This window comes from Streptomyces sp. NPDC008001 (assembly GCF_042958085.1).
GTDB lineage: Bacteria > Actinomycetota > Actinomycetes > Streptomycetales > Streptomycetaceae > Streptomyces.
In genome coordinates this window covers 128,479-155,465 of the sequence record NZ_JBIBIZ010000005.1, presented here as the reverse complement: position 1 = coordinate 155,465, position 26,987 = coordinate 128,479, and the positions used below count along the sequence as shown (strand labels likewise).

Sequence of the window (26,987 nt, the reverse complement as noted above, 5' to 3'; positions counted from 1 at the left end):
TCAGGCCGGTGCCGGGGACCGGGCCTCAGCCGGCCTTGAAGACGGCGACCGTCCGGGCCGGGACGGTGAAGGTGCCCGTTGCGGGCGCGTAGGCCGCGGTCCTGACGGCGGGGTCCGCGCCGGAGGCCTGGACGGGGTGCAGGGCGTAGGGGCTGCCGGCGAGGGACGTGATGCGCTGGTCCTGCCGCTGCGGGGTCGCGTTGAGGACGACGACCAGGTCGCCGAGGTGCATGGTGACGACGCCGGGCGTCTCGTCCGGGCCGGACAGCGGGAACGACAGCGCCGCCTGGACGGCGTCGGCGGTCGCGAGGCCGAAGGCCTTCTCCGTCGTGCGGATCCGCAGCAGGTCGCGGTAGGCGGCGGAGGCCGCCTCGACGGGGCCGCAGCCGGCCTTCAGGGCCGGGTCGGCGAGGAGCGGCCGGGCGTAGGGCCACTTGGCCTCGTTGTCGCGGGCCGGGGGCAGGCCGCGGCCGAAGCCGTTGCCGTCGGCGCAGTCCCAGTGGATGGCGTTGAACCAGTCGCCGCTGTCGTAGGAGTTGCGGTCGAGCGACTTCGAGCGCAGCCGGTCCGTGCCGGCCTGGGAGAGGGCCGGGCCCTGGGACAGGGCGGCCGTGGCCATGGCGAGGACCTGCATGCGGGCCCGGTCGGCGGGTGCGGTCGCGCGGGGCAGCTTGTAGGCCAGCGCGTCGTAGAGGGTCTCGTTGTCGTGGGCGTCGGCGTAGGCGAGGGCGTCGCCGGGGGCGGCCGCGTAGCCGGCGGGCGAGCCGTTGTAGTCGACGTCGGCGCCGCGGACGCTGCGGCCCGCGGAGTCGGTGAAGCGGTAGCCGGCGAGGTTGCCGGTCAGGCCCACCTTGATGAGGTCCTGGGCGTGCAGGAGCCGGCCGCGCTGCTCGGCCGGGGTGCCCTGCGGGGCGTCGTTGGGGTCGGTGAAGAGGCCGGACCCGAAGCCCTGCAGGCGGGGGTCGGCGTCGAAGGGGCCGCCGCCGCGGACGGCGTCGCGGGCGCGGTCGGAGAAGGTGGCGATGCCGGTGCCGGCCATGTTCCGCTGCGTGGCCTGGACGAACCGGGAGTCGTTCGCGGCCTCTCCGAAGTTCCAGCCCTCGCCGTAGAGGATCACGGACTTGCCGTCGACGCCGTCCTCGGCCGGGGTCAGCGCGTCGAGGGCCTTGCGCACGGCCAGGATGTTCGCCTTGGGGTGGTGGCCCATGAGGTCGAAGCGGAAGCCGTCGACCTTGTACTGCTTCGCCCAGGTGACCACGGAGTCCACGACGAGCTTGCCCATCATGGCGTGCTCGGGCGCGGTGCCCGCGCAGCAGGTGGAGGTGGCGACGCTGCCGTCGTCCATGAGGCGCTGGTAGTAGCCGGGCACGATCCGGTCGAGGACGGACTTGTCGTCCTGCCCGGCCGCGGCGGTGTGGTTGTAGACGACGTCCATGACCGTGCGCAGGCCGGCCCCGGCCAGCCCCTGGACCATCTGCCGGAACTCGCGGGTGCGGCCGGGGCCGTCCGGGTCGGAGGCGTAGGAGCCCTCGGGGACGGTGTAGTGCAGCGGGTCGTAGCCCCAGTTGTACGCGTCCCGCCCGGCGGTCCTGCCGACGCAGTCCTGCTGGCGGTCGGAGTCGGCGGGGAGGGCGGCGAGGTCGCAGGGCGGCGTGGCTTGGTCTGCGCGCCGCTCGGGGACGGTGGCGAAGTCGAAGACGGGGAGGAGGTGCACGTACGAGGTGCCGGCTTCGGCGAGCGTCCGCAGGTGGCGCATGCCGGGGGAATCGCCGTCGGTGAAGGCGAGGTAGCCGCCTCTGCCCCGGCCTTCGTCTCCGCCGGAGAAGTCGCGTACGTGCAGCTCCTGTATCTGCGCGTTGCGCAGCGGTACGGCCTTCGGTTTGCGGAGGTTGCGCCAGCCCGCCGGGGCCAGGGCCGGATCGGCGAGGTCGGTGACGAGGCTGCGGGCGGAGTCGGCGGTCAGGGCGGTGGAGTACGGGTCGGTGACGTGGTTGGTGACCACCCCGCCGGCGGCCGGGGCGTGGACGGTGACCGCGTAGCGGTACGGCTTGCCGGTCCAGTCGCGGGTGCCGGTGGTGCTCCAGACGCCGCTGGCGTCGTCGCGGCGCATGGGGACGGTGCGGCCGTCGAGTTCCAGGGCGACGCGCCGGGCGGTGGGCGCCCAGACGGAGAGGGTGGGGCGGCCGTTGCGGAAGGACGGGCCGAAGGTGGCCTTGGAGGCGGCGGCCGCGTACAGGTCGTCGAGGACGCCGGGGGTCTGGACGCCGGTGGTGACGTCCCCGGCGGTGGCCGTGAGGGCGCCTCGGAGAGCGGTTCGCTCCTGGGCCGGGGTGGCGTCGACGCGGTAGGCGTCGTAGCCGGCGAGGTGGGGATATGCGGTGCGCTGGGCGGCCGTGAGGCCACCGGGCCGGGCGGTGAGGGTGAAACTGCCGCCGTCGTGGAGGAGGCGGTGCGGGCCGGCGGGGTCGCCGAGGCCCTTCGGCCAGGCGACCGTGGTGCGGTCGATCCACTGGACCTTGGCCCCTGCGGGGGGCGGGGTGGCGGCGTGGGCGGTGCCGGTCCCGGCCGCGGGGAGGGCGATGACGGCCGCCACGAGTGCGGCTAGGCGTTTCACGGAAGGCTGCTCCTTCGGCTGAGGTCAAAAACAGAGCTCTCCCCGGACCCCCGTATCGCGCTGAACGCGCTCGGCCTCAAACGCCGGCCGGGCTGAGGTGGGAGGGGTCAGGGGAAGATCAACCGCACGTGCGCGCGCCCGCGTGCAGCGCCAGCGCCGTGTTCGGCGCCACCGTCGCCGTGAAGCGGCCGTTCGCGTCCACCGTCACCCGCCGCCCGCTCTGCACGTCGCAGTAGTCGCCGCCCGGCAGCCCCGTCTCGAAGGTGCGCGTCAGCGCGAAACCCTCGTGGTTGACGACCGCGTAGCCCTTGTCGCCCCGGCCGAAGGCGATGGCCTGGTAGCCGTTGTCCCACCAGTGGGTGACCGGCGTGCCCCGCACCGCGTTGCGGAAGGCGACCATGCTCTTGATCTCCGGCCACTTGTGCTGGCACTTCCAGCCGTCCTGCCAGCAGGCGTTCACCGCGCCCCCGTTGGGCGGCCCAGCGTCGCGGTCGGTGAACTCGTAGCCGGAGTGGACGTCGGGCGAGCCGTAGGGCCAGGCGAGCATGAAGACGCTGGCCAGGGTGTAGGCGGCGCCGTCCTTGTAGGTGAGGGTGTCGCCGCCGCGTTCGGTGTCGTGGTTGTCGACGAAGACGGACGCCTGGCCGCCGGGCAGGTAGCCCCAGCCCTCGCCGTAGTTCTTCAGGTAGGCGAGCCGTTCGTGCTGGAAGACCCGCTTGAGGTCGCGGGCGTAGCGGAACTCCTGGGCGTCGCCGGTGCCGAGGTACTCCTCGGGCTGGACGGCCTCGCCCGCCCCGTAGATGGTCTCCTGCTTCCAGTACACGCCGCTGCGGCTCAGCCGCGCCTTGATGTTGGCGAGGTCCTCGGCGGGGACGTGCTTGGCGGCGTCGATGCGGAAGCCGTCGGCGCCGAGGGACAGCAGGTCGTCGAGGTACTGGGCGATCCGGGCGCGGACGTGTTCCTCGCCGGTGTCGAGGTCGGCGAGGCCGACGAGTTCGCAGTCCTGGACGTTGCGGCGGTCGCGGTAGTCGCTGACGACGGCCGTGCAGTCGTCCATGTCCTGGCGCTGGTACGTGCCGGGGTAGTCGTACTTCGTATACGCGGTGCCGCCGGTTCCGGTGCCGGATCCGGCGGCCATGTGGTTGATGACGGCGTCGACGACGACCTTGACGCCGGCGGTATGACAGGAATTCACCATGTTCGCGAAGGCGGCCCGGTCGCCGAGCCGCCCCGCTATCGCGTAGCCGACCGGCTGGTACGAGGTCCACCACTGCGGGCCCTGGGCGTGTTCCTGCGGCGGGGAGACCTGGACGTAGCCGTAACCGGCCGGGCCGAGCGTCTCCTTGCACTCCTTCGCGACCGAGTCGTACTTCCACTCGAAGAGGACGGCGGTGACGTCCTTGTCGCCGGGCGCTGCCGCCTCGGCCCGGGGCGCGCAGACCGTCGTCGCGGCGGCGAGGGCGAGAGCCGCGGCGAGGGACCTTCGGGATGTCGCAGGCATGCGGGGGCTCCTGGTGGTGGGGGATGCGTGGAGCGGTGCAGCGGGGGCGCGCAGGCAAGCCGCCCTGCCCGTAAGGCCGATGAAGGTTCTTGCGCAAGTCGTTCGCAAGCCAAGCGGAACCTGCCGCGCACGAGACCGTACGAGCACCGTAAGGGCCGGTCAACCCCCTGGACACGAGACGGTTACCACGGAGAAATCTCGCCGTTCCGTTCTTGCAAACCCTTTCGCAAGAGATTGCAGCCTGTTACCTTCCTCCCAGCTCGGGGCCGCCCGCGACGGTCGGCCTCCTTGAAGAGGAGATCCATATGCGAAGAGGCATATCGGTCGCTGCCGTCGTCGGTGTGCTGGCACTCACCGCGACCGCGTGCGGCGGTGACGGCGGCGGGAGCGGGAACGACGGCGCCAAGGCGGCCAGCGACCCGGGCAGCGTGAGCGGCACCGTCACCTGGTGGGACACCTCGGACGCCACCAACGAGGCGCCCGCGTTCAAGAAGCTGGTCTCGGCCTTCGAGCAGAAGTACCCGAAGATCAAGGTCGAGTACGTCAACGTGCCGTTCGACCAGGCCCAGCAGAAGTTCAAGACCGCCGCCGCCACCGGCAAGGGCGCCCCGGACGTCCTGCGCTCGGACGTCGGCTGGACGCCCGGCTTCGCGCAGCTCGGCTACCTCAAGGACCTCACCGGCACGCCGGCCCTGGACAAGCCCGAGGACTTCCTCGAAGGCCCGCTGAAGAACGCGGCGTACCAGGGCAAGACGTACGGCGTCCCGCAGGTGACCGACACCCTCGGACTGCTCTACAACAAGGAGCTCTTCCGGAAGGCCGGCATCGACAAGCCCCCGGCCACCTGGCAGGAGGTCAAGGACGCCGCCGCGAAGATCAAGGACAAGACGGGCGCCGAGGGCATCGGCCTGAGCCCGGACAGTTACTACTCGCTGCCCTTCCTCTACGGCGAGAACAGCGACATGGTGGACGTCGCCAAGAAGAAGATCACCATCTCGGACGCGGCCTCCCGCAAGGGCATCGAGACCGCCGTCGACCTGGTGAAGTCCGGCGCCGCGCCCAAGCCCTCGGGCACCGACGGCTACAACGCCCTCAAGACGGACTTCAAGAACGGCAAGCTGTCCATGCTGATCGACGGTCCCTGGGCGACCAAGGAGATCTTCGGCGGCGACGCGTACAAGGCGAAGGACAACCTGGGCATCGCGGCGATCCCGGCCGGCTCCACGGGCACCGCGGGCGCGCCGGTCGGCGGCCACAACCTGGTGGTCTACGCGGGCTCGAAGAACTTCGACGCCTCCTACCTCTTCACGCGCTTCATGACCGAGGCCGCGCAGCAGGAGCAGGCGTCCACGAGCGTCGGCGTGCTGCCGACGCGGAAGTCCGCGTACACCAAGGCGGTGCTGGCCGACCCGGTGCGCAGCGCGTACTACCAGGCGCTGTCCAAGGCCCACGCGCGGCCCGCGATCCCGCAGGGCGGCGACCTGTTCACGGACTGGCTGAAGCACTACACGCAGATCCTCACGCTCAAGGAGGAGCCGAAGGAAGGGCTGGACGCCACGGCCAAGGCCTGGCAGTCGGCGCTCCTCAAGGACTACGGCATCGAGGAGTAGGGCCTGATGGCCACAGTCGTCACCACGGTCAGGCGCTCCTTCAGCACCCACTGGTACGCGTGGGCGATGGTGCTGCCCGTCGTCATCGTCCTGGCGGTCCTCGTGGGCTATCCGCTGGGCAAGGGCATCTACCTGTCCTTCACCGACGCCAACGAGGCGAACGTCGCCCGCACCATCGGCGTCAACCACATCGGGGCGACGTACAGGACCGTCGGCCTGGACAACTACTGGAAGGTGCTGTCGGGGCAGGAGGGGCACTTCTACTCCCGCCTCGGCTGGACGGTCGTGTGGACCGCGTCGTGCGTGTTCCTGCACTACACGATCGGTCTCGGCCTCGCCCTCCTGCTGAACCGGCCGATGCGGTTCCGGTCGCTGTACCGGGTGCTGCTGATCCTGCCGTGGGCGGTGCCGGCCTTCGTCGCCACCTTCTCCTGGCGGCTGATGTTCAACGAGAAGTACGGCGTGCTCAACGCCTTCCTCACCGGGCTCGGCATGGACCCGGTGGACTGGCTGGGCGACTCGACGCTGCAGAAGGTGTCCGCGGTCGCGGTCAACGTGTGGCTGGGCGTGCCGTTCATGATGGTGGCCATCCTCGGCGGCCTCCAGGCGATACCGCGGGAGCTGCACGAGGCCGCGGAGATGGACGGCGCGACGCCCTGGCAGCGCTTCCGGCACGTGACGCTGCCGGGCCTGAGCGCGGTCAGCGGGACGGTGATCCTGCTCGGCGTGATCTGGACGTTCAACATGTTCCAGGTGATCTACCTGCTGATCGGGCAGGGCGCCGGCTCCGACAGCGAGATCCTGGTGACGTACGCCTACCAGCTCGCCTTCCAGGGGATCCGCGACTACGCGGGCTCGGCCACGTACGGCATCCTCATCCTCTCGCTGCTGCTGGTCTTCGCCGTCTTCTACCGCCGGATGCTGTCCCGACAGGAGGCCGTGCGATGAGCACCGCCCGCACCCCGCTCAAGCGGCGCTCGCGCGAGGGGCGTTCGCCGCTCGCCTCGGCGGCCCTGCACACGGCGCTGGCCGTCGCGAGCCTCGTGGCCGTCTTCCCCGTCCTGTTCGTCGTCTTCGTCTCGCTGCGCGGCCGCGACGGCTGGCAGGAGCCCACGAAGTGGACGGGGCTCGGCTTCGCCAACTACGGGCACATCCTGGGCCGGACGAAGTTCCTGACCTGGTTCGGGAATTCGGTGATCGTGGCGCTGGGCGCGACCGTGCTCGGCGTGCTCATCGCGGCGACCGCCGGCTACGCCGTCTCGCGGATGCGCTTCCCGGGCCACCGGCCGCTGATGTGGACCTTCCTGATCGTCCAGATGTTCCCGATGGCGGTGCTCATCGTGCCGCTGTACAACATTCTCGGTGAGCTGCAACTCCTGGACTCCTACGCCGGGCTGATCGTGACGTACTGCTCGGTCTCCGTGCCGTTCTGCGCCTGGATGCTCAAGGGGTACTTCGACACCATCCCCACCGAGATCGACGAGGCGGGGCGGGTGGACGGCCTGAGCCCCTTCGGCACGTTCTGGCGGCTCGTCGTGCCGCTGGCCCGCCCGGGCCTGGCCGTGACCGGCTTCTACTCGTTCATCACCGCCTGGGGCGAGGTCGCCTTCGCCACCCAGTTCATGAGCTCCGAGGAGCACTACACCCTCGCCGTCGGCCTGCAGACGTTTGTCGGCCAGCAGAAGGCCGAGTGGGGGCTCATGACGGCCGCCGCCGTCCTGATCACCATTCCCGCCGCGGCCGTGTTCTTCATCGCCCAGCGGCACCTGGTGGCCGGCCTGACCGCGGGCGGCACCAAGGGCTGAGCCGCTGACTTTGCCCTCCCGCCGTCGTTGTCCCCTGCGGACGCACCGACGCACCGCCCCACCGACGCACCGCCCCGCCCGTAACCCGAATCGATAGGACGTACATGACCCAGGACCTCGCGCCCTCCGTCCGCCCGGCCGCCGCTTCCCCGTCCGCAGCGGGTGGCTGGTGGCGCAGCGCCGTCATCTACCAGGTGTACGTGCGCTCGTTCGCGGACAGCGACGGTGACGGCATCGGCGACCTGCGGGGGATCCGCGACCGCCTGCCGTACCTGGCGGAGCTGGGCGCGGACGCGGTGTGGCTCACGCCGTTCTACGCGTCGCCGCAGGCGGACGGCGGCTACGACGTCGCGGACTACCGGGCCGTGGACCCGCTCTTCGGCGACCTGTCGGACGCGGACGACCTGGTGCGGGAGGCGCACCGGCTGGGCCTGCGGGTGATCGTCGACATCGTGCCGAACCACACCTCGGACCAGCACGTCTGGTTCCGGGCGGCCCTCGCCGGCGAAGAGGGCGGTCCGGAGCGGGAGCGCTACCACTTCCGCCCGGGCCGCGGCGCGGCCGGGGAACTGCCGCCGAACGACTGGGAGTCGGTCTTCGGCGGCCCGGCGTGGACGCGGACGGCGCGCCCGGACGGCACGCCCGGCGAGTGGTACCTGCACCTGTTCGCGCCGGAGCAGCCGGACCTCAACTGGGACAACCAGGAGGTCCGCGAGGAGTTCGAGTCCGTGCTGCGGTTCTGGCTGGACCTGGGCGTGGACGGGTTCCGCATCGACGTGGCGCACGGCATGGTGAAGGCGGAGGGCCTGCCCGACATCGGGCTGAGCGAGCAGGCGAAGCTGATCGGCGCGCAGGTGCTGCCGTTCTTCGACCAGGACGGGGTGCACGAGATCCACCGCGCCTGGCGGCGGCTGCTGGACTCCTACCCGGGCGAGCGGGTCGGCGTGGCCGAGGCGTGGGCGCCGACCTCGGAGCGGCTCGCGCTGTACGTGCGGCCGGACGAGCTGCACCAGGCGTTCAACTTCCAGTTCCTGACGTGCGCGTGGGACGCCGCCGCGATGCGGACCGTCATCGACGAGTCGCTGGCGGCGACGCTGTCGGTGGGCGCGCCCACGACGTGGGTGCTGTCCAACCACGACGTGGTGCGGCACACCACGCGCTACGGCGGCGGCGAGCGGGGCCTGGCGCGGGCCCGGGCGGCGGCGCTGCTGATGCTGGCCCTGCCGGGCTCGGCGTACGTCTACCAGGGCGAGGAGCTGGGCCTGCCGGAGGTCGTGGACCTGCCGGACGAGGTGCGCCAGGACCCGGCGTTCTTCCGTGGCGACGGGCAGGACGGCACGCGCGACGGCTGCCGGGTGCCGATCCCGTGGTCGGGCGAGAAGGCCCCGTACGGGTTCGGGCCGGGCGGCAGCTGGCTGCCGCAGCCGGAGCAGTGGGCGGAGCTGTCGGTGGCGGCGCAGTCCGGGGACCCGCGCTCGACGCTGGAGCTCTACCGCTCGGCGCTGGCGCTGCGCCACGAGCTGCCGGGCCTGGGCGACGGGGAGATGACGTGGCTGGAGGCGCCCGAGGGGGTGCTCGCGTTCTCCCGGCCGGGCCTGGTGTGCACGCTGAACACCGGCGCGGACGAGGTGGGGATGCCGGTGCCGGGCCGACCGGTGCTGGCCACGGCCGCCCTGGAATTCACTGGTGGTACGGTCCGTATCCCCTCTGATTCCTGTGTTTGGTGGGCAGTCTGAAGTGCGACCGGTAAGGTCCAGTCCTGTGACCGCACGGCTGGCCGACATCGCAGCGCAAGCGGGTGTCAGCGAAGCAACCGTCAGCCGGGTACTCAACGGGAAGCCGGGGGTCGCCGCCTCCACCCGCGAGTCCGTGCTGGCCGCGCTCGACGTCCTGGGCTACGAGCGGCCCGTGCGGCTGCGGCAGCGCAGCGCGGGCCTGGTCGGGCTGATCACCCCGGGGCTGGACAACCCCATATTCCCGGCCTTCGCCCAGGTGATAGGCCAGGCCCTGACGCGCCAGGGCTACACCCCGGTGCTGGCCACGCAGACGCCCGGCGGCTCCACGGAGGACGAGCTGACGGAGATGCTCGTGGACCGCGGGGTCTCCGGAATCATTTTCGTCTCCGGGCTGCACGCCGACACCTCGGCGGACATGCAGCGCTACGAGCGGCTGCGCGCGCAGGGCGTGCCGTTCGTGCTGATCAACGGCTTCTCCTCGAAGGTCCGGGCGCCGTTCGTGTCCCCGGACGACCGGGCGGCGGTGCGGCTGGCCGTCACCCATTTGGCCGCATTGGGGCACCGCAGGATCGGCCTGGCGCTGGGGCCCCGCCGCTACGTCCCGGTGCAGCGGAAGATCGAGGGGTTCCTGCGCAGCATGCGCGAGGAGCTGGGCATGCCGGAGACCGCCGCCGGGGAGCTGGTGGAGCACTCGCTGTTCTCCCTGGAGGGGGGTCAGGCGGCGGCCGCGGCGCTCATCGAGCGGGGCTGCACGGCCGTGGTGTGCGCGAGCGACATGATGGCGCTGGGCGTCGTGCGAGCGGCCCGTCAGCTGGGCCTGGAGGTGCCGCGGGACGTCTCGGTCGTCGGCTACGACGACTCGCCCCTCATCGCCTTCACGGACCCGCCGCTGACCACGATCCGGCAGCCCGTGCAGTCGATGGGGCAGGCGGCGGTGCGGGCGCTGCTGGAGGAGATCGGCGGCACCCCGGCGCCGCACAGCGAGTTCGTGTTCCTGCCCGAACTGGTGGTTCGGGGTTCAACCGCATCGGTGCCGGAATCCCGGCCGAAAGCGGGCGAAGACCAGACTTGGGGATGATCTGTCGCAGGCCGCTTTCTGGCAGACTGTTTCCCTATGGGTGAAGCGACCGCAAGGACACTGGATGGCCGGTCGGCCGCCCCGCCACCCACCGAGGAGCGAGCGGACCGGCCGTCGGCGGAAGGTGCCGCACTCCGGAAGCCGGGCCTGCGGAGGCTCCGTACTCCGCGCAGGCCCCGGCTGTGGTTCGAGGTACTGCTCATCGCGGTGAGTTACTGGCTGTACTCACTGGTGCGCAATGCCGTGCCCGAGCAGCGCGCGGCCGCCCTCCGCAACGCGGACTGGATATGGCGGACCGAGCACACGCTCCACATCGCCGTGGAGAGCAGCGTCAACCACGCCGTGAATTCGGTGACGTGGCTCATCGTCGGAATGAACTACTACTACGCCACCCTCCACTTCGTCCTGACGATCGGGGTGCTGGTGTGGCTCTACCGCCGGCACCCCGGCCGTTACGCCGCCGGGCGGCTCGCCCTCTTCGCCACCACGGCCGTGGCGTTGCTGGGGTACTACCTCTTCCCCCTCGCCCCACCCCGCCTGATGTCCGGCGAGCACTTCGTCGACACCGTCGTCGTGCACCACACGTGGGGCTCGATGGCCTCCGGCAATCTGGCCGACATGTCCAACCAGTACGCGGCGATGCCGTCGATGCACATCGGGTGGTCCACCTGGTGCGGCGTCATCATCGCGACGGTGGCGCGGCCCGTGTGGGCGAAGGTGCTGGGACTGCTGTATCCGCTGGCGACGCTCATGGTGATCGTGGCCACGGCCAATCACTTCTGGCTGGACGCGGTGGGCGGCCTGCTGTGCCTGTCGTTCGGCTTCGCCGCCTCGTTCGTGTGGTTCGGGGCCACGCCGGGGCGCCTGCGGCGGCACGTCGCCTGAGGAGCACCCGGCCGGGGCCCGAGGGGCCGGGGGCGGCACGAGGGCTCACGTCCCCCTCGCGACCCGCTCACGCCCCGTAGAACAGCTCTTCCACGATCGCCCGGGCCCGGCGCGTCGTACGCCGGTAGTCGTCCAGCATGTCCCCCACGTGCCCCGGCTCGTAGCCCAGGTAGCGGCCCACGGCCGCGAGCTCGCGCGGCTCCGTCGGGAAGGTGTCGCCGGAGCGCCCGCGCACGAGCATGACCGCATTGCGCACGCTCGTCGCCAGAACCCACGCGTCGTCCAGTATGGCCGCGGCCTCCGCGCCGAGCAGCCCGGCGGCGCAGGCGGCGGCGAGGGCCTCGCGGGTGCGGGTCGTGCGCAGGCCGGGCTCGGCCCACGCGTGCCGCAGCTGCAGCAGCTGGACGGTCCACTCGACGTCCGACAGGCCGCCGCGCCCGAGCTTGGTGTGCATCGCCGGGTCCGCGCCGCGCGGCAGCCGCTCGCTCTCCATGCGGGCCTTGAGCCGCCGGATCTCGCGCACGGCGTCCTCGCCCAGGCCCTCGGCGGGATACCGCAGCGGGTCGATGAGCTCGATGAAGCGCTGCCCCAGCTCGGGGTCGCCGGCGACCGGCTTGGCGCGCAGCAGCGCCTGGCTCTCCCACACCAGCGACCAGCGCCGGTAGTAGGCGGCGTACGAGGCGAGACTGCGCACGACGGGCCCCGACTTGCCCTCGGGGCGCAGGTCGGTGTCGATGTGCAGGGGAGGGTCGGTGGTGGGAAGTTGGAGGAGGCGGCGCATCTCGCCCGCGACGGCGGCAGCGGCCTTGGCGGCTTCCTCCTCGGAGACGCCCTCGCGCGGCTCGTGGACGAAGAGCACGTCGGCGTCGGAGCCGTAGCCCTGCTCGTGGCCGCCGAAGCGGCCCATGCCGATGACGGCGAAGCGCGTGGGCAGGGTGTCGCCCCACTCGGCGCGCACGGCGGCGCGCAGGGCGCCCGCGACGGCGGCGGCGTTGAGGTCGGAGACGGCGTCGCCGGCGGTGTCGACGCGGACGTGCGGGTCGCGCCCGGCGCCGGCCTCGTCCTGGGCGGTCCGGGAGCCGTTGCGCCCGTAGGCGCCGATGATGTCCGCGGCGGCGGTGCGGAACAGCTCGCGGCGGCGGACGCCGCGGACGGCGACGATCGCGGCCTCGGCGGTCTCGGAGCGGTTGACGGCGGCCAGCGTCTCCTGTTCGAGGGCCTCCCGGCCGCGGGGGCGCAGGCCCTCGGGGTCGCCGAGCAGGGCGACGGCCTCGGGGGCGCGCAGCAGCAGGTCGGGGGCGAGGCGGCCGGCGGAGAGGACGCGGGCGAGGTTCTCGGCGGCGGCGCCCTCGTCGCGCAGCAGCCGCAGGTACCAAGGAGTGCGGCCGAGGGCGTCGGAGACCTTGTGGAAGTTGAGCAGGCCGGCGTCGGGGTCGGCGGAGTCGGCGAACCAGCCGAGGAGGACGGGCAGCAGGGTGCGCTGGATGGCGGCCTTGCGGGACACGCCGGAGGCGAGCGCCTCCAGGTGGCGCAGGGCGGCGGCGGGGTCGGCGTAGCCGAGGGCCTGCAGGCGGTTTCCGGCCTCCTTGGCGCTGAGCCGGATCTCGCCGGGCTCCAGCTGGGCGACGGCGTCCAGCAGGGGCCGGTAGAAGAGCTTCTCGTGCAGCCGGCGGACCTCGCGCGCGTGCCGCTTCCACTCGCGGGCGAGCCCGTCGACCGGCTCCGTGCCGGGCGGCCACTGCAGGACGCGGGCCAGGGACCGGCCCAGGCGGCGCCGGTCGGCCTCGGCCTCCGGCATCAGGTGGGTGCGGCGCAGCCGGTGGAGCTGGATGTGGTGCTCCATGGTGCGCAGGAAGCGGTAGGCGGCGTCGAGGGCCGCGGCGTCGGTGCGGCCGACGTAGCCGCCGGCGGCGAGGGCGGTCAGGGCGTCGAGGGTGCCGGAGGCGCGCAGCGTGGCGTCGCCGCGGCCGTGGACGAGCTGCAGCAGCTGGACGGCGAACTCGACGTCGCGCAGGCCGCCCGGGCCCAGCTTGAGCTCGCGGTCGACCTGTCCGGCGGGGATGGAGGCGATGACGCGGCGGCGCATCTGCTGGACGTCGGGCACGAAGTTCTCGCGCTCGGCGGCCTGCCACACCAGCGGTGCGAGGGCGTCCGCGTAGGCCCGGCCCAGGGCGAGGTCGCCGGCGACGGGGCGGGCCTTGAGGAGCGCCTGGAACTCCCAGGTCTTGGCCCAGCGCTGGTAGTAGGCGAGGTGGCTGGAGAGGGTGCGCACGAGGGGCCCGTTGCGGCCCTCGGGGCGCAGGTTGGCGTCCACGGGCCAGATGGTGCCCTCGGGGGTGACGTCGGAGCAGGTGCGCATCATCCGGGAGGCGAGCCGGGTGGCGGCCTGCAGGGCGGGGCCCTCGCCGTTCCCCGTGGCCCCCGCGCTTCCCTCCGGCGGTTCCGCCACGAAGACGACGTCCACGTCGGAGACGTAATTGAGCTCCCGGCCGCCGCACTTGCCCATGCCGATGACGGCGAGCCGGCAGGCCGCCGCGTCCTCGGGCCGCTCCTCGGCGGCGATGGCGAGGGCGGCGCGCAGGGTGGCGGTGGCCAGGTCGGCGAGCTCGGCCGCGGTCTGGGCTATGTCGGTGGTGCCGCACACGTCCCGCGCGGCGATGGTCAGCAGGCAGCGGCGGTAGGCGGCGCGCAGGGCGTCGGCCGGCCCGGCCTCCCGCCCGGCGCGCACCCCGTCGGCCAGCGCCTTCTCGAACTCCGGCACGCCGGGGTGGAGATCGGCCGCCTCGTAGGTGACGAGGGCGTGCCAGTCACCGGGGTGGCGGGCCAGGTGGTCGCCGAGCGCCTCGGAGGCGCCGAGCACGCCGAGCAGCCGGTCGCGCAGCGGCTTGGCCGTCACGAGCGTGTCCAGCAGGGCCTGCCGGTCGCCGCCGGACCGGGCGTCGAGCGCCTCGACGAGCCGGACCAGGCCGTGCAGGGCCAGGTCCGGGTCGGCGGTGGCGCCGAGGGCGTCGAGCAGCACGGGGTCGGCGCCCCGCGCCGCGAGGCCCGGGGCCGCGAGGCGCCGCTCGGCGGCGGCGGGATCGGTGAAGCCGTACTTCAGCAACCGGGTGTACCCGCTGCTGCGGCGCCCTTGCGGCACTGTCATCGGAACCCTCTCACCGGACGCTCCCGCCGCAACGCTAGAGCACGGGCAGCATCTTGCGCAGCTCGAAGGCGGTGACCTCCGAGCGGTACTCCTCCCACTCCTGCTTCTTGTTGCGCAGGAAGAAGTCGAAGACGTGCTCGCCGAGGGTCTCGGCGACCAGCTCGCTGCGCTCCATCAGCTCGATGGCCTCGCCGAGGTTCTGCGGCAGCGGCTCGATGCCCATGGCCCGGCGCTCGGAGTCGGACAGCGCCCACACGTCGTCGTCGGCGCCGGCGGGGAGCTCGTAGCCCTCCTCGATGCCCTTGAGACCGGCGGCCAGCAGCACCGCGTAAGTCAGGTAGGGGTTGGCGCCGGAGTCGATGGAGCGGACCTCGACGCGCGTCGAGCCGGTCTTGCCGGGCTTGTACATGGGGACGCGGATGAGCGCGGAGCGGTTGTTGTGGCCCCAGCAGATGTACGAGGGGGCCTCGCCGCCGGCGCCCGCGGTGCGCTGGGAGCCGCCCCAGATCCGCTTGTACGAGTTGACCCACTGGTTGGTGACGGCGGAGGTCTCGGCGGCGTGCCGCAGCAGGCCGGCGATGAAGGACCGGCCGACCTTCGACAGCTGGTACTCGGCGCCGGACTCGTAGAAGGCGTTGCGGTCGCCCTCGAAGAGGGAGAGGTGGGTGTGCATGCCCGAGCCGGGGTACTCGGAGAACGGCTTCGGCATGAACGTGGCCTGGACGCCCTGCTCCAGGGCGACCTGCTTCATCACCAGCCGGAACGTCATGATGTTGTCGGCGGTGGAGAGCGCGTCGGCGTAGCGCAGGTCGATCTCCTGCTGGCCGGGCGCGCCCTCGTGGTGGCTGAACTCGACCGAGATGCCCATGGATTCGAGCATGGTGATGGCCTGGCGGCGGAAGTCCATGCCCACGTTCTGCGGGGTGTGGTCGAAGTAGCCGGAGGAGTCGGCGGGCACCGGGCGGGTGCCGTCCACCGGCTTGTCCTTGAGCAGGAAGAACTCGATCTCGGGGTGGGTGTAGAAGGTGAACCCGAGGTCGGAGGTCTTGGCGAGGATGCGCTTGAGGACGTAGCGCGGATCGGCGTACGAGGGCGAGCCGTCCGGCATCAGGATGTCGCAGAACATCCGGGCGGTGCCGGGGGCCTCCGCGCGCCAGGGCAGGATCTGGAAGGTGCCCGGGTCCGGCTTGGCGATCATGTCGGACTCGTAGACCCGCGCGAAGCCCTCGATCGCGGAGCCGTCGAAGCCGATGCCCTCGTCGAAGGCCTGCTCCAGTTCGGCGGGGGCGACGGCCACGGACTTCAGATAGCCGAGCACATCGGTGAACCACAGCCGCACGAAGCGGATGTCGCGCTCTTCCAGGGTGCGGAGCACGAACTCCTGCTGCTTATCCATAGCTACCCATCCTCGCTGGTCAGGCCGCCCCTTCCCAAGCCGCGGGGCACATCGGGGGCATAGAGCATCCCACCACATGATGTCCGTTGCGTTGCATCCGTGGGTCCGGACGTTCCGCCCCGGGTGGAGGCACGGCTCTTCCTCCCCATACTGCCTGCTCCCGCGCCTCCGCCGCACGGGCGGGGCGGGGGCGGATCAGCGCGGATCAGCGCGGGAGGGGCCGGCGCGGGCCCGGCCCGCGCTCCGCGAGGCGCAGCAGGAGACGGCGGGGGTGCTGCACGGTGGCCAGCGGCGGCGGCCGCAGGTCCGTGCCGGGGGCGACCTGCGCCCGCCACCGGTGGCAGAAGGCGGCCAGGGCGATGGTGGCCTCGGTCATGGCGTAGACGTCGCCGACGCACTTGCGGGCCCCGGCCCCGAAGATCGCGAATCCTTCGCGGGGCGGGCGGCCGGCCTGGCCGGCGGACCAGCGGGCGGGGCGGAACTCCGCCGGGCACGCGTGCACGGTGGGGCTGTGGTGGACGACCGGCGGGCTGATGACCAGCGTGCTGCCGGGCGGCAGGCGGCGCCCGGCCAGCTCCACCGGGACGGTGGTGACGCGGGTGAACAGCCAGGCGGGCGGGTACAGGCGCAGCGACTCGGTGACGATCCGCCCGGTGCGGGGCAGGTGCGGGACGTCGGCCGGTGTCACGGGGCGGCCGCCGAGGACCGCGTCGAGCTCCTCGTGGAGCTCCCGGGCCGCCTCCGGGTGCCGGGTCAGGGCGTACAGGGACCAGGTCAGGGAGGCGGCCATGGTCTCCGAGCCGCCGAAGACCATCGTCATGACCTGGTCGTGGATCTCGGTGCCGGTCAGCCCGCCGCCGTCCTCGTCCCGGGCGGCGATCAGGGTGGACAGCAGGTCGCCGTGGTCCTTCCCGCTGCGCCGGTACGCGGCGACGAGGCGGTCCACGGTGGCGTGCAGGTCGGCGAGGGCCCGCTCGTAGCGGCGGTTGGCGGGCAGCGGCAGGCGCTGCAGCGGGGCGGGGACGAACATCCGCCGGAAGAGGCCGCTGAGCGCGACGGCGAAGGAGCGCTGGAGGCGGGCCACCTCGGCCTCGGCCGGGCGGGCCGAGAAGAGGGTGCGGGTGACGGTCCGCAGGGTGAGGCCGAACATGGCGGGGAAGACGTCGACCGTCTGCCCCGCCCGCCACGACGCGGACAGCCGGCCGGCCTCCTCCGCCATCACCGCGGCGTAGCCGTCCATGCGGGAGGGGTGGAAGGCGGGCTGGACGAGGCGGCGCTGGCGGCGGTGGTCCCGGTGCTCGCAGCTGCCGAGGCCGTTGCCGACGATGTCGCGGAGCCGGGTGAAGAGCGGCCCTCCCTTGTCGAAGGTCCGGTCGTCGAGGAGGACTTGGCGCAGCAGCTCGGGGTGGCAGGGCACGTAGCCCGGCACGGACCCGAGGCGGATCTCCACGAGGTCGCCGTGGGCGGGCAGGGACCGGAGGAAGCCGAGGGGTCTGCGCAGGAGCGGCCAGGCGTGACCGACGACCGGCAGGGCTCCAGGGGCGGTTCCGGACACGTACGTGACGGGCATGGCGGTCCCTCGATCGGCGGTGCGACGGGCGCGCCACGAGGTTTTCCGCTGCGACGGGGGTCAAAACCCCGGGTTTCTCCGGTTTGACGGATTCCGAACGCGGGGCGTGGGGTAAGTGGACGCGGGATGGAGGGGCCGATTCCGTGCGGTGGCCGCGGGGCGGGGCCGGTGCGGTGGGCGCGGGGGCGGCGTCAGCGGCCCGTGGGGCCGGTCGCCAGGATCGCGGACGCCACCGGCTGCGGGCGGTCGTACATCAGCAGGTGGCCCGCCGGGGCCACCGTCTCGAAGCGCCCGTCGAGCCGCTCGGCCAGCGCCCGCTGCCGCTCCAGCCAGCGGCGCTCCAGCCACGACCCGGTGCCCGGGGAGGCCGCGAGGACGCTCACCGGCACGGGCGGCATGGGGCGGCTCTCGCGCAGGGCGTCCAGCTCCGCGGCGACGTCGCGGTAGCGGGCGTTCTCCATGAGGAGCGCCCGCACCACCCGCCCCGTCCCGTACGTGCGCCGCACGAGGTCGGCCGGGGCCGGGTCCTGGCGGCTGACGGACGAGGCGCGGACGGTGAGCCGGCGCAGGGACGGGCCGAGCGCCCGCGGCAGCCCCGCCGCGGCGAGGACGAGGCCGCGGGCGTGGGCGGCGGTGGTGCGCAGCTCGCGGGCGGGCGCGGGGCGCGGGTCCTCCTCGACGCTGCCGTCGACGAGGACGATGCCGGCCGTGCGCTGCGGGTGCAGCCGGGCGAACGCCTCCGCGTGGAAGCCGGCCAGGGAGTGGCCGACGACCGTGGCGGGTTCGTGCAGCCCGAGGGCGTCGAGGACGCCGGCTATCCGGTCGGCCTCGCCGGCGGCGGTGGGCGGCTCGACGGGCGGGGCGCTGAAGCCGAGGCCGGGCCGGTCGAAGCGGACGACGGTGCGGTGCGGGGTGAGCAGCGGCACGACGGGCTCCCAGTCGAACCAGCCCATGCCGAGCCCGGCGCTGAGCACGCACACCGGCCCGGAGCCCTCGCGCACCACGTGCAGCGGCACTCCTCCGATCCGGAGCATGCGCCCCGGCGGCCGCACCGTGCCGTTCACGCCGTTGGCGCCGTTCGCGCTGACCATGGCTTCCCCCTCGTCGCTCTCCGACAAGCTAACGGACGGGGCTCTCGCGGTGCTCCGGCGCCACCCAGTGCGGTTTGCGGAACTTCAGGAGGGCGAGCGGGATGAGGAATCCGAGCACGAACAGCCCGCCGCCGACGGTGAGCAGGTAGCGCGGGAGCGACCCGGCGCCGAACTGCTCGGGCGGCATGAAGCCGATGCACATGGCGGCGAGCGAGGCCGCGAAGCCGACGCCGGCGACGAGGTGCAGGGCGGGCACGCGGAAGCCGCGCGGCCGGTCCGGCTGCGTGGCCCGCAGCCGGACGGCCGCGGCGAACATCAGCAGGTAGACGACGAGGTAGATCTGCGTGGTGATGACGGAGAAGATCCAGTACGCGCTGGACACGTCGGGGATGAAGGCGTAGAGCAGGGCGATGACGGTGGTGAGCGCGCCCTGGGCGACCATGATGTTGCGCTGGACGCCGTTCTTGTTGAGCTTCTGCAGCGCGGGCGGCAGGTAGCCCTCCTGCCGGGCCACCATCAGCAGGCCCTTGGAGGGCCCGGCCAGCCACGCGAGCATGCCGCCGAGCGCCGCCGCGACGAGCAGCACGCCGACCACCTTGGTCAGCCAGCCGACGTGGAAGTGGTCGAAGAAGCCCTGGAAGGCCTGCATCACGCCGGCGGTGAGGCTGAGGTCCTCGCCCGGCATCACCCAGCTGATGGCCAGCGCGGGCAGGATGAAGATCAGCAGGACGAGGCCGGTGGCGGCGAACACCGAGCGCGGGAACTGCTTGCCGGGCTCGCGCAGCGAGGCGACGTGGACACCGTTCATCTCCATGCCCGCGTAGGACAGGAAGTTGCCGACGATCAGCACGAGGCTGGCGAGGCCGGTCCACGGCGGGAGCAGATGGCCGCTGTCCATGGGGGCGGCGGAGGCGTTGCCCTGGCCGAGGAAGACCAGGCCGAGGACGACGAGCACGACGCCGGGGACGAGGGTGCCGATGACGAGGCCCACGCTGGAGAGCCCGGCCACGGCCTTGGTGCCGCGGGAGGAGATCAGCACGCCCGCCCAGTAGACGACGACGATGACGACGGCGACGTAGAGGCCGTTGCCGGCGAGCCGCGGGTCGACGACGTAGGCGAAGGTGCTCGCCACGTACGCCAGGAGGCTCGGGTAGTAGGCGATCGTCATCGCGAACTGGCACCACACGGCCAGGAAGCCCAGCGGCTTGGAGAGCCCCTCGCTGACCCAGCGGTAGATGCCGCCCGTCCAGCCCGAGGCCAGCTCGGCGGAGACGAGGGCGGTCGGCAGCAGGAAGACCAGGGCCGGGAGGAGGTAGAGGAAGACGGCGGCCAGTCCGTAGAGCGCCATGGACGGCGCGGGCCGCAGGTTGGCGACGGAGGCGGTGGTCATCATCGCGAGGGTGACCCACGAGATGAACTGCGGCTGCGACTGCGGCTGGGGCCCGGGGGCCTTCGGCGGGGCGGGGACGGCGACGGGACGGTCGTCCCTCACCTGTTCCTTGGTGGTCATGGGAGGGGGAGCGTCCTTCAGGGCCGTGCGTCAAGCGATTTCACCCCATCATCCCATTTCCGCACCCATGGAACGGGCATACCCCGAGGGGGTAGGGTGCGAGGGTGACCTGGGAGGGACAGCAGTCGACGGCGGCCGCGTGGTGCGGGCGTCTCCTGCTGCTCTCCGCCCTGCTGCTGGGCATCGTCACGATGCACATGCTGGGGCATCCGACGGGGCACGCGGGTACGGGCCGGGAGGGAGCGCACGCCCAGGCGCATCACTCCCGCACGCCTCACGCCCCCACCGCTCAGGCCCCCGCCCCTCACACCTCCGCCCTTCACGCCTCCGCTTCCTCGCCGGTCGCGGAGGATCCGCTGACCGCCCCCGGCATGGACCCCATGTCCGTCTGCCTGGCCGTCCTCGGCGCCGCCTTCCTGGCGCTCGTCCTGCTGCTCGTCGCCGCCGCCCTGCGCCGCCCGGCCGCCGCCGCGGCCGCGGTCCGGGCGCGGCTGCTGCGGCCCCTGTGGCCGATCCCGCCGCCTCCGCGGCACAAGTCCCTCGCACGGCTGTCGGTGCTGCGGGTGTAGGAGCGCGCGTCCGCGCGTCCCTTCCCCTTCTTCACCGACCCCTCAGAGGTGCACTCACCCATGCGTACGCACAACCGCGCGCACACCCGCACGCACACCCGCCGCACCGTGCTCGGCGCCGGCCTCGCCGCCGCAGGCAGCGGCCTGCTCGCCGCCTGCTCCGACAGCGCGGGCGGCTCCTCCTCGCCCTCCGCCGCACCCGCCGCCTTCGTCACGCCGGACGGCGCGGAGGTCGCCGCGGCCGAGGCGAAGCGCGGGAGCGGACCGGTCCGCACGGTCCGGCTGACGGCGACCCGCACCCGGATCGACCTGGGCGGCCGTACGGTCGGCACCTGGGCGTACGGCGACCGTCTGCCCGGCAAGGAGGTCCGGGTCACCGCGGGCGACACCCTCGCGCTCACCCTCGCCAACCACCTGCCCGAGTCCACGTCGATGCACTGGCACGGGCTCGCGCTCCGCAACGACATGGACGGCGTGCCGGGCGTCACCCAGCGCCCCGTACCGGCAGGCGCCTCCTTCGACTACCGGTTCACCGTCGCGCACCCCGGGACGTACTGGTTCCACCCGCACTCGGGCGTCCAGCAGGACCGCGGGCTGTACGCGCCGCTGATCGTGGAGGACCCGAAGGAGCCGCTGCAGTACGACAAGGAGTGGGTCGTCGTCCTCGACGACTGGGTCGACGGGGTGGACGGCAGCACGCCGGACGCGGTGCTCGCGGAGCTGTCGAAGGGCATGGGCGGCATGGACCACGACATGGGCGGCATGGGTGGCATGGACCACGGCGGCGGAGGGGGCGGCATGCACCACATGTCGATGACGGCCGCCACGGCGGAGAAGTCCCCCTCCCGGATGCTGATGGGCGCCACCAGCCCCCTCCTCGGCGGGGACGCGGGCGACGTCGCCTACCCGTACTACCTGGTCAACGGGCGCACCGCGGCCGACCCCGAGACCTTCACGGCGAAGCCCGGCGACCGCATCCGGATCCGCTTCGTCAACGCGGGCGGGGACACCGCCTTCCGCGTCGCCCTCGGCGGCCACCGGATGACGGTCACCCACACCGACGGCTACCCGGTCGAGCACGCGGAGACCGACGCCCTGCTGCTGGGCATGGGCGAGCGCTACGACGTGCTCGTCGAGGCGAAGGACGGCGTCTTCCCGCTGACGGCCCTGGCCGAGGGCAAGAAGCAGACCGCACTGGCCCTGCTGCGGACCGGCGGCGGCGCGGCCCCGGACGCGTCGGCCCGCCCCGCCGAGCTGGACGGCAGGCTGCTCACCGCCGACCGACTCAAGGCGGACCGGTCCGTGCGCCTGCGGGACCGCGCCCCCGACCGTACGGTCACGCTCCGGCTGACCGGGTCGATGGCGAAGTACGACTGGGCGATCAACGGGGAGCGGTACGCGCCCTCGCGGCGGCTGCCCGTCGCCGCGGGCGAGCGGGTGCGGCTCTCGTTCGTCAACGCGACGACGATGTGGCACCCCATGCACCTGCACGGCCACACGTTTGCCCTGCCGGGCGGCGGCGCGCGCAAGGACACGGCGATCGTGCTGCCCGGCAAGCGGCTGGACGTGGACTTCGACGCCGACAACCCGGGCCTGTGGATGCTCCACTGCCACAACGTCTACCACTCCGAGTCCGGGATGATGACGCTGCTCGGCTACCGGAAGTAACCGCGGACACCCCCACTCGCCGCTCAGAGATCGCGTCAGATAGACGAGTACTCTGGGCGGCGTGCCTCAACTTCGCCTCGCTCTGAACCAGATCGACTCCCGCGTCGGGGATCTCGCCGGGAACGCCGAGTCGATCCTCCACTGGACCCGGCACTCCGCCGGGCAGGGCGCCCACCTGGTGGCGTTCCCCGAGATGGCGCTGACCGGCTACCCCGTCGAGGACCTGGCGCTGCGCCCCTCCTTCGTGGAGGCGTCGCGCGCCGCGCTGGACGCCCTCGCCGTACGCCTGGCCGACGAGGGCTTCGGCGAGCTCCCGGTGCTCGTCGGCTACCTGGACCGCAGCGAGGAGGACCGGCCGCGCCTGGGCCGTCCCGCGGGCGCCCCCCGCAACGCCGCGGCCGTGCTGCACCGCGGCGCGGTCGCGCTGTCCTTCGCCAAGCACCACCTGCCGAACTACGGCGTCTTCGACGAGTTCCGGTACTTCGTGCCCGGCGACACCATGCCGGTCGTCCGGGTGCACGGCGTGGACGTGGCCCTCGCCATCTGCGAGGACCTGTGGCAGGAGGGCGGCCGGGTGCCGGCGGCGCGCGCGGCGGGCGCCGGGCTGCTGCTGTCGGTCAACGCCTCCCCGTACGAGCGGGAGAAGGACGACACCCGCCTGGAGCTGGTGCGCAAGCGCACCCAGGAGGCCGGCTGCACGACCGCCTACCTGGCCATGACCGGCGGCCAGGACGAGCTGGTCTTCGACGGCGACACGATCGTCGTCGACCGCGACGGCGGGGTGATCGCGCGGGCCCCGCAGTTCGAGGAGGGCTGCGTCCTGATCGACCTCGACCTGCCGGCCGCCGCCCCCGAGCCGCCGTCCGGGGTCGTGGACGACGGGCTGCGCATCGACCACGTCACGCTGTCCGCGGACCCGCTCCCGGCGTACGAGCCGGAGACGCCGGGCGGCACGGCCCCGCACCTGAGCGACGACGCCGAGGTCTACCAGGCGCTGGTCACGGGCCTGCGCGCGTACGTCGTCAAGAACGGCTTCCGCAGCGTGCTCATCGGCCTGTCCGGCGGCATCGACTCCGCGCTCGTCGCCGCGCTCGCCTGCGACGCGATCGGCGCGGAGAACGTGTACGGCGTGGCCATGCCGTCGCGCTACTCCTCCGAGCACTCCCTCGCCGACGCCGAGGAGCTCGCCCGCCGCACCGGGCTGCACTTCCGCACCGTCCCGATCGCGCCGATGTTCGACGCGTACATGGGCGCCCTGGGGCTGACCGGCCTCGCCGAGGAGAACCTGCAGTCGCGGCTGCGCGGCACGATGCTGATGGCCGTCTCCAACCAGGAGGGCCACATCGTCCTCGCGCCGGGCAACAAGTCCGAGCTCGCGTGCGGCTACTCGACGCTCTACGGCGACTCCGTCGGCGCCTACGGCCCGATCAAGGACGTCTACAAGACCTGGGTCTTCCGCCTCGCCAAGTGGCGCAACGCCGACGCCGCGGCCCGCGGCGAGACCCCGCCCATCCCGGAGAACTCCATCACCAAGCCGCCGAGCGCCGAACTGCGCCCGGGCCAGGTCGACACGGACTCCCTGCCGGACTACGAGGTCCTCGACCGGATCCTGGAGCTCTACGTCGACCGCGACCGCGGCCACGCCGAGATCGTCGCCGAGGGCTTCGACCCGGAGCTGGTCACCCGCGTCCTGCGGATGGTCGACACGGCGGAGTACAAGCGGCGGCAGTACCCGCCGGGCACGAAGATCTCGGCGAAGGGGTTCGGGAAGGACCGGCGGCTGCCGATCACGAACCGGTGGCGCGAGACCGGCTGACGCCGGGCCGCTCGTGCCGCCCGCCCCCGGCGACAGACGTCCGATATTCGGACAGGAGTGATCGTTCTGCGTGATAATTTGCAGTCCTGACTTTTCCGAAACCGGGGGGATTTCGCATGCTTTCCCGTGCACGCACTATTCTGATCGGCGGCCTCGGCGCCGCCGCCGCCGTCCTGGGCGCCGCCGCCCCGGGCCTCGCTGCCGGCACCGACAACGGCACCACGCTGCCCACGGCCGTGGAGACCTTCGAGTACCCCGGCGCGGCGAAGATCCTCAAGGAGCGCGGCATCCGGCTCGACAGCGGTGACGGGCACATCCTGCTCACCGACTGCAAGGCCGGCGCCGACATCAGCGTCTACACGAAGCAGCGCGACGAGATCAACCAGGGCCGGATCTGCTTCAAGGTCACCGGGAACGGCAAGAAGGGCTACCTCAGCCTGGACATTCCCGACGTCATGGCCATCTCGGCCGGCAAGTACGGGGTGTGGGCGTCCGTCGGCGGCCCCACCGGGATGGTCAACGTGCCCGCGAACGACGTGAAGGCCGTGGGCGAGGCGTCCTGGGGCACGCCCGCCACGCTCCTGGCCCTCCAGATCTGACGCCGCCGCTCTCGGCACACTTCATCCGCACACTTCCCAGGGGGAACACCATCATGGCTTCCGCACGTCCGCGCGCCGCGTGGATGACGGGCATCCTCGCCTCCGCCGCCGCGGCGACGCTCCTGACCGGCGCCCCGGCACACGCCGTCACCGGCGACCCGGTCGCCGACGGCGAGTACGCCTTCACGGCGAAGCTGGACATCGACGGGCGGCGCGCCTGCTCCGCCGCCCTCGTCCAGCAGGAGTGGCTGATCACCGCCGCCAGTTGCTTCGCCGACGACCCTGCCAAGGGCTTCAAGGTCGCCCCGGGCGCCCCGAAGTGGAAGACGACCGCCACCATCGGCCGCACGGACCTCGGCCGTGAGGACGGCGGCGCCGTCGTGGACGTCGTCGAGCTCGTGCCGCGCGAGGACCGCGACCTGGTCATGGCGCGGCTGGCGCAGCCGGTCACCAACGTCAAGCCGGTGAACGCCTTCGGGTACCAGCTGCCGCTGCCGCACGAAACCCTGCGGGCGGCCGGCTACGGCCGGACCAAGGACGAGTGGGTTCCCGACCGTCTGCACGCCGCCGAGTTCAAGGCCGGCTCGACGACCGCCACCACCCTGAACATCGAAGGCGTGTCTCCTGACGCCGCCGTGTGCCAGGGCGACACGGGCGGCCCCCTCTTCACGTACAACCAGGACTACGCCCAGCTGTTCGGCATCCACAGCACCTCCGGCCAGGCCGGTTGCTTCGGCACGGACGAGTCGGAGAAGCGCCGGACCGCGTCCGAGACCCGCGTCGACGACATCGCCGGCTGGATCCAGGCCGTCGCCTCCCGCAACGTCCTGTCCCGGGTGAACTGGAAGAACGCGGTCCATGTCGTCCCGGGCCACTTCGACTCGCTCGACGGTGAGCGCTCGGACCTCTTCGTCGTCTGGGCCGACGGCTCGGCCAGCGTCTTCGCGAGCTCCGGCAAGCAGGACCCCAAGTACCCGTTCCTGCACGAGTACAAGATCGCTGACGCGGGCAGCTACTGGAAGGACGCCGAGGCCGTCACCAGCACCGAGGCCAACCCCTCCGGCTACGACGGGCTCACCGTCCGCTGGAAGAGCGGCAAGCTCTCGACCTACCAGCAGCTCAGCACGCGCGGCGTCGAGTACGAGAAGACGCTGGCGTACAGCAACAGCTGGAAGAACGCCCGCTCCATCGCGGCCGGCCGCCACACCGACAAGCACCGGCGCAACGACCTGGTCGTCCTGTGGGCCGACGGCTCGACCTCCATGTACTCCGACACCGACGCTTTCGGCGTCTCCCGGGAGACCCAGCTGACCCGGGCCGACAAGACCCGCGTCGACGCACAGATCACTTCCGGCCAGTTCACCGGCAAGGGCCTGGACGACCTGATCGTCCGCACCAAGAACGGCAAGACCGACCTCTTCCCCAGCCTGGGTACGACCGGCTTCCGCGACGGCATCGCCCTCCGCCCCGAAGGCTCGGCCTGGAAGTACGCCCAGCCGCTGGTCGCCGGTTCCTTCGGCGGCGGCAAGCAGGAGGACCTGCTCGCCCGCTGGGCCGACGGCAACCTGAGCTACTACGCCGACGTGGACGCCTCCGGCACCCACCAGGAGATCCAGCTCGTCGGCTGACCGGTCTCCCGTCGCTCGCGTTAGCATTGTTTGATTATTCAAGCAATGCTGATGGAGTGAGTCTGCAGTGAAGGTCGAGATCTACAGCGACATCGCCTGCCCGTGGTGCCACGTCGGCAAGCGCCGCTTCGAGCAGGCGCTGGCCGCGTTCCCCGGGGCGGGCGATGTCGAGGTGGTCTACCGGCCCTTCCAGCTCGACCCGCACGCTCCGGAGGAGCCGCTTCCCCACCGCGAGGTGCTGGCCGCCAAGTACGGGCCGCAGTCCGTCGCCATGGACGACCACATCACGCGGCTGGGGGCGGACGAGGGGCTGACCTTCGACTTCGACACCGTCGTCGAGAACAACTCCCTGCTGGCCCACCGCCTGCTGCGCTTCGTGCTGGAGGAGTTCGGGGCGGACGCCCAGGGCCGCCTCAAGGGCCGTCTCCTGGAGGCGCACTTCGGCGAGGGCCTCGACATCGGCGACCGTGAGCACCTGACGGACGCCGCGGTCACCGTGGGCCTGGACCGGGACCCCGTCGCCGCCTTCCTGGACGGCGACGACCTGCACGACGAGGTCCTGGACGAGATCGACGAGGCGCGGCAGCGGGGCGTCACGGCCGTGCCGACGTTCGTCTTCGAGGGGCAGTGGGCCGTCCAGGGCGGCCAGGAGGCGGACACCTTCCTGAAGATCCTCCAGCAGGTCGCGGAGGCGACCGGGGCCGGGGCGGGCACCGCCGCGGCGGGCGCCGGCGAGGCCTGCGCGGACGGCGCCTGCGCGGTCTGA

At 72.5% G+C, this 26,987-nt stretch carries 18 protein-coding genes and 1 pseudogene; 12 read left to right on the top strand and 7 right to left on the bottom strand.

What is annotated here, in order from left to right:
• Positions 1–25 precede the first annotated feature (25 nt).
• Positions 26–2,614 carry a pullulanase-type alpha-1,6-glucosidase gene (gene pulA, locus ACFZCD_RS14830; protein ID WP_391830657.1) on the bottom strand — a complete coding sequence of 863 codons (2,589 nt, stop codon included), beginning with the start codon at positions 2,612–2,614 and terminating at the stop codon, positions 26–28.
• Between the two features lie 121 nt (positions 2,615–2,735).
• Positions 2,736–4,115 (bottom strand): annotated as a pseudogene (locus ACFZCD_RS14825) (alpha-amylase family protein); the annotation flags it as partial.
• A gap of 305 nt (positions 4,116–4,420) precedes the next feature.
• Between ACFZCD_RS14825 and ACFZCD_RS14820 the strand changes: the two are divergent.
• From ACFZCD_RS14820 to ACFZCD_RS14795, 6 genes are all read left to right on the top strand, one after another.
• Positions 4,421–5,725: an extracellular solute-binding protein gene (locus ACFZCD_RS14820; RefSeq protein ID WP_391830655.1), complete on the top strand. Its 1,305-nt coding sequence runs from the start codon at positions 4,421–4,423 to the stop codon at positions 5,723–5,725.
• Between the two features lie 6 nt (positions 5,726–5,731).
• Complete coding sequence (locus ACFZCD_RS14815) at positions 5,732–6,673, top strand: carbohydrate ABC transporter permease (protein WP_391830653.1); 942 nt, start codon at positions 5,732–5,734, stop codon at positions 6,671–6,673.
• Positions 6,670–7,530 (top strand): sugar ABC transporter permease, encoded by an 861-nt coding sequence (locus ACFZCD_RS14810; protein WP_391830651.1) that lies wholly within the window; start codon positions 6,670–6,672, stop codon positions 7,528–7,530. The genes ACFZCD_RS14815 and ACFZCD_RS14810 overlap by 4 nt, the downstream gene beginning before the upstream one ends.
• 104 nt (positions 7,531–7,634) lie before the next feature.
• Positions 7,635–9,266, top strand: coding sequence for a glycoside hydrolase family 13 protein (locus ACFZCD_RS14805; protein ID WP_391830649.1), 1,632 nt, complete (start codon positions 7,635–7,637; stop codon positions 9,264–9,266).
• Between the two features lie 25 nt (positions 9,267–9,291).
• The gene (locus tag ACFZCD_RS14800; RefSeq protein WP_391830647.1) at positions 9,292–10,344 is read left to right on the top strand and encodes a LacI family DNA-binding transcriptional regulator; all 1,053 of its coding nucleotides are present in this window, start codon (positions 9,292–9,294) and stop codon (positions 10,342–10,344) included.
• A 36-nt stretch (positions 10,345–10,380) separates the two neighbouring features.
• Positions 10,381–11,229, top strand: a complete 849-nt coding sequence (locus ACFZCD_RS14795) for a phosphatase PAP2 family protein (protein ID WP_391830645.1) — start codon at positions 10,381–10,383, stop codon at positions 11,227–11,229.
• A 67-nt stretch (positions 11,230–11,296) separates the two neighbouring features.
• Here ACFZCD_RS14795 and ACFZCD_RS14790 read toward each other — a convergent pair whose 3' ends face one another.
• From ACFZCD_RS14790 to ACFZCD_RS14770, 5 genes are all read right to left on the bottom strand, one after another.
• A complete protein-coding gene (locus tag ACFZCD_RS14790) occupies positions 11,297–14,374 on the bottom strand; it encodes a bifunctional [glutamine synthetase] adenylyltransferase/[glutamine synthetase]-adenylyl-L-tyrosine phosphorylase (protein ID WP_391830643.1) in 3,078 nt (1,025 codons plus the stop codon).
• A 34-nt stretch (positions 14,375–14,408) separates the two neighbouring features.
• Positions 14,409–15,770, bottom strand: a complete 1,362-nt coding sequence (gene glnA / locus ACFZCD_RS14785; RefSeq protein ID WP_058044708.1) for a type I glutamate--ammonia ligase — start codon at positions 15,768–15,770, stop codon at positions 14,409–14,411.
• Positions 15,771–15,975: 205 nt separating this feature from the next.
• Positions 15,976–17,340 (bottom strand): cytochrome P450, encoded by a 1,365-nt coding sequence (locus ACFZCD_RS14780; RefSeq protein WP_391830641.1) that lies wholly within the window; start codon positions 17,338–17,340, stop codon positions 15,976–15,978.
• Positions 17,341–17,531: 191 nt separating this feature from the next.
• On the bottom strand, positions 17,532–18,431 hold the full coding sequence (locus tag ACFZCD_RS14775; RefSeq protein ID WP_391830639.1) for an alpha/beta fold hydrolase: 900 nt from the start codon (positions 18,429–18,431) through the stop codon (positions 17,532–17,534).
• Positions 18,432–18,459: 28 nt separating this feature from the next.
• Positions 18,460–19,824: an APC family permease gene (locus ACFZCD_RS14770; RefSeq protein ID WP_391831307.1), complete on the bottom strand. Its 1,365-nt coding sequence runs from the start codon at positions 19,822–19,824 to the stop codon at positions 18,460–18,462.
• 221 nt (positions 19,825–20,045) lie between these two features.
• Here ACFZCD_RS14770 and ACFZCD_RS14765 point away from each other — a divergent pair, with 221 nt between their 5' ends.
• From ACFZCD_RS14765 to ACFZCD_RS14740, 6 genes are all read left to right on the top strand, one after another.
• A complete protein-coding gene (locus ACFZCD_RS14765; protein WP_391830637.1) occupies positions 20,046–20,510 on the top strand; it encodes a hypothetical protein in 465 nt (154 codons plus the stop codon).
• 60 nt (positions 20,511–20,570) lie between these two features.
• The gene (locus tag ACFZCD_RS14760; protein ID WP_391830635.1) at positions 20,571–22,178 is read left to right on the top strand and encodes a multicopper oxidase family protein; all 1,608 of its coding nucleotides are present in this window, start codon (positions 20,571–20,573) and stop codon (positions 22,176–22,178) included.
• A gap of 61 nt (positions 22,179–22,239) precedes the next feature.
• Positions 22,240–23,994, top strand: coding sequence for an NAD+ synthase (locus ACFZCD_RS14755; RefSeq protein ID WP_391830633.1), 1,755 nt, complete (start codon positions 22,240–22,242; stop codon positions 23,992–23,994).
• A gap of 116 nt (positions 23,995–24,110) precedes the next feature.
• Positions 24,111–24,593 (top strand): hypothetical protein, encoded by a 483-nt coding sequence (locus tag ACFZCD_RS14750; RefSeq protein ID WP_391830631.1) that lies wholly within the window; start codon positions 24,111–24,113, stop codon positions 24,591–24,593.
• 53 nt (positions 24,594–24,646) lie between these two features.
• Positions 24,647–26,221 (top strand): S1 family peptidase, encoded by a 1,575-nt coding sequence (locus tag ACFZCD_RS14745; RefSeq protein WP_391830629.1) that lies wholly within the window; start codon positions 24,647–24,649, stop codon positions 26,219–26,221.
• Positions 26,222–26,288: 67 nt separating this feature from the next.
• Positions 26,289–26,987, top strand: a complete 699-nt coding sequence (locus tag ACFZCD_RS14740) for a DsbA family oxidoreductase (RefSeq protein WP_391830627.1) — start codon at positions 26,289–26,291, stop codon at positions 26,985–26,987.

Excerpts from the sequence above, each read along its gene's own strand:
- ACFZCD_RS14820 (WP_391830655.1), top strand. The coding sequence starts at position 4,421 with ATGCGAAGAGGCATATCGGTCGCTGCCGTCGTCGGTGTGCTGGCACTC.
- ACFZCD_RS14815 (WP_391830653.1), top strand. The coding sequence starts at position 5,732 with ATGGCCACAGTCGTCACCACGGTCAGGCGCTCCTTCAGCACCCACTGG.
- ACFZCD_RS14810 (WP_391830651.1), top strand. The coding sequence starts at position 6,670 with ATGAGCACCGCCCGCACCCCGCTCAAGCGGCGCTCGCGCGAGGGGCGT.
- ACFZCD_RS14805 (WP_391830649.1), top strand. The coding sequence starts at position 7,635 with ATGACCCAGGACCTCGCGCCCTCCGTCCGCCCGGCCGCCGCTTCCCCG.
- ACFZCD_RS14795 (WP_391830645.1), top strand. The coding sequence starts at position 10,381 with ATGGGTGAAGCGACCGCAAGGACACTGGATGGCCGGTCGGCCGCCCCG.
- ACFZCD_RS14790 (WP_391830643.1), bottom strand. The coding sequence starts at position 14,374 with ATGACAGTGCCGCAAGGGCGCCGCAGCAGCGGGTACACCCGGTTGCTG.
- glnA (WP_058044708.1), bottom strand. The coding sequence starts at position 15,770 with ATGGATAAGCAGCAGGAGTTCGTGCTCCGCACCCTGGAAGAGCGCGAC.
- ACFZCD_RS14780 (WP_391830641.1), bottom strand. The coding sequence starts at position 17,340 with ATGCCCGTCACGTACGTGTCCGGAACCGCCCCTGGAGCCCTGCCGGTC.
- ACFZCD_RS14775 (WP_391830639.1), bottom strand. The coding sequence starts at position 18,431 with ATGGTCAGCGCGAACGGCGCCAACGGCGTGAACGGCACGGTGCGGCCG.
- ACFZCD_RS14770 (WP_391831307.1), bottom strand. The coding sequence starts at position 19,824 with ATGATGACCACCGCCTCCGTCGCCAACCTGCGGCCCGCGCCGTCCATG.
- ACFZCD_RS14760 (WP_391830635.1), top strand. The coding sequence starts at position 20,571 with ATGCGTACGCACAACCGCGCGCACACCCGCACGCACACCCGCCGCACC.
- ACFZCD_RS14750 (WP_391830631.1), top strand. The coding sequence starts at position 24,111 with ATGCTTTCCCGTGCACGCACTATTCTGATCGGCGGCCTCGGCGCCGCC.
- ACFZCD_RS14745 (WP_391830629.1), top strand. The coding sequence starts at position 24,647 with ATGGCTTCCGCACGTCCGCGCGCCGCGTGGATGACGGGCATCCTCGCC.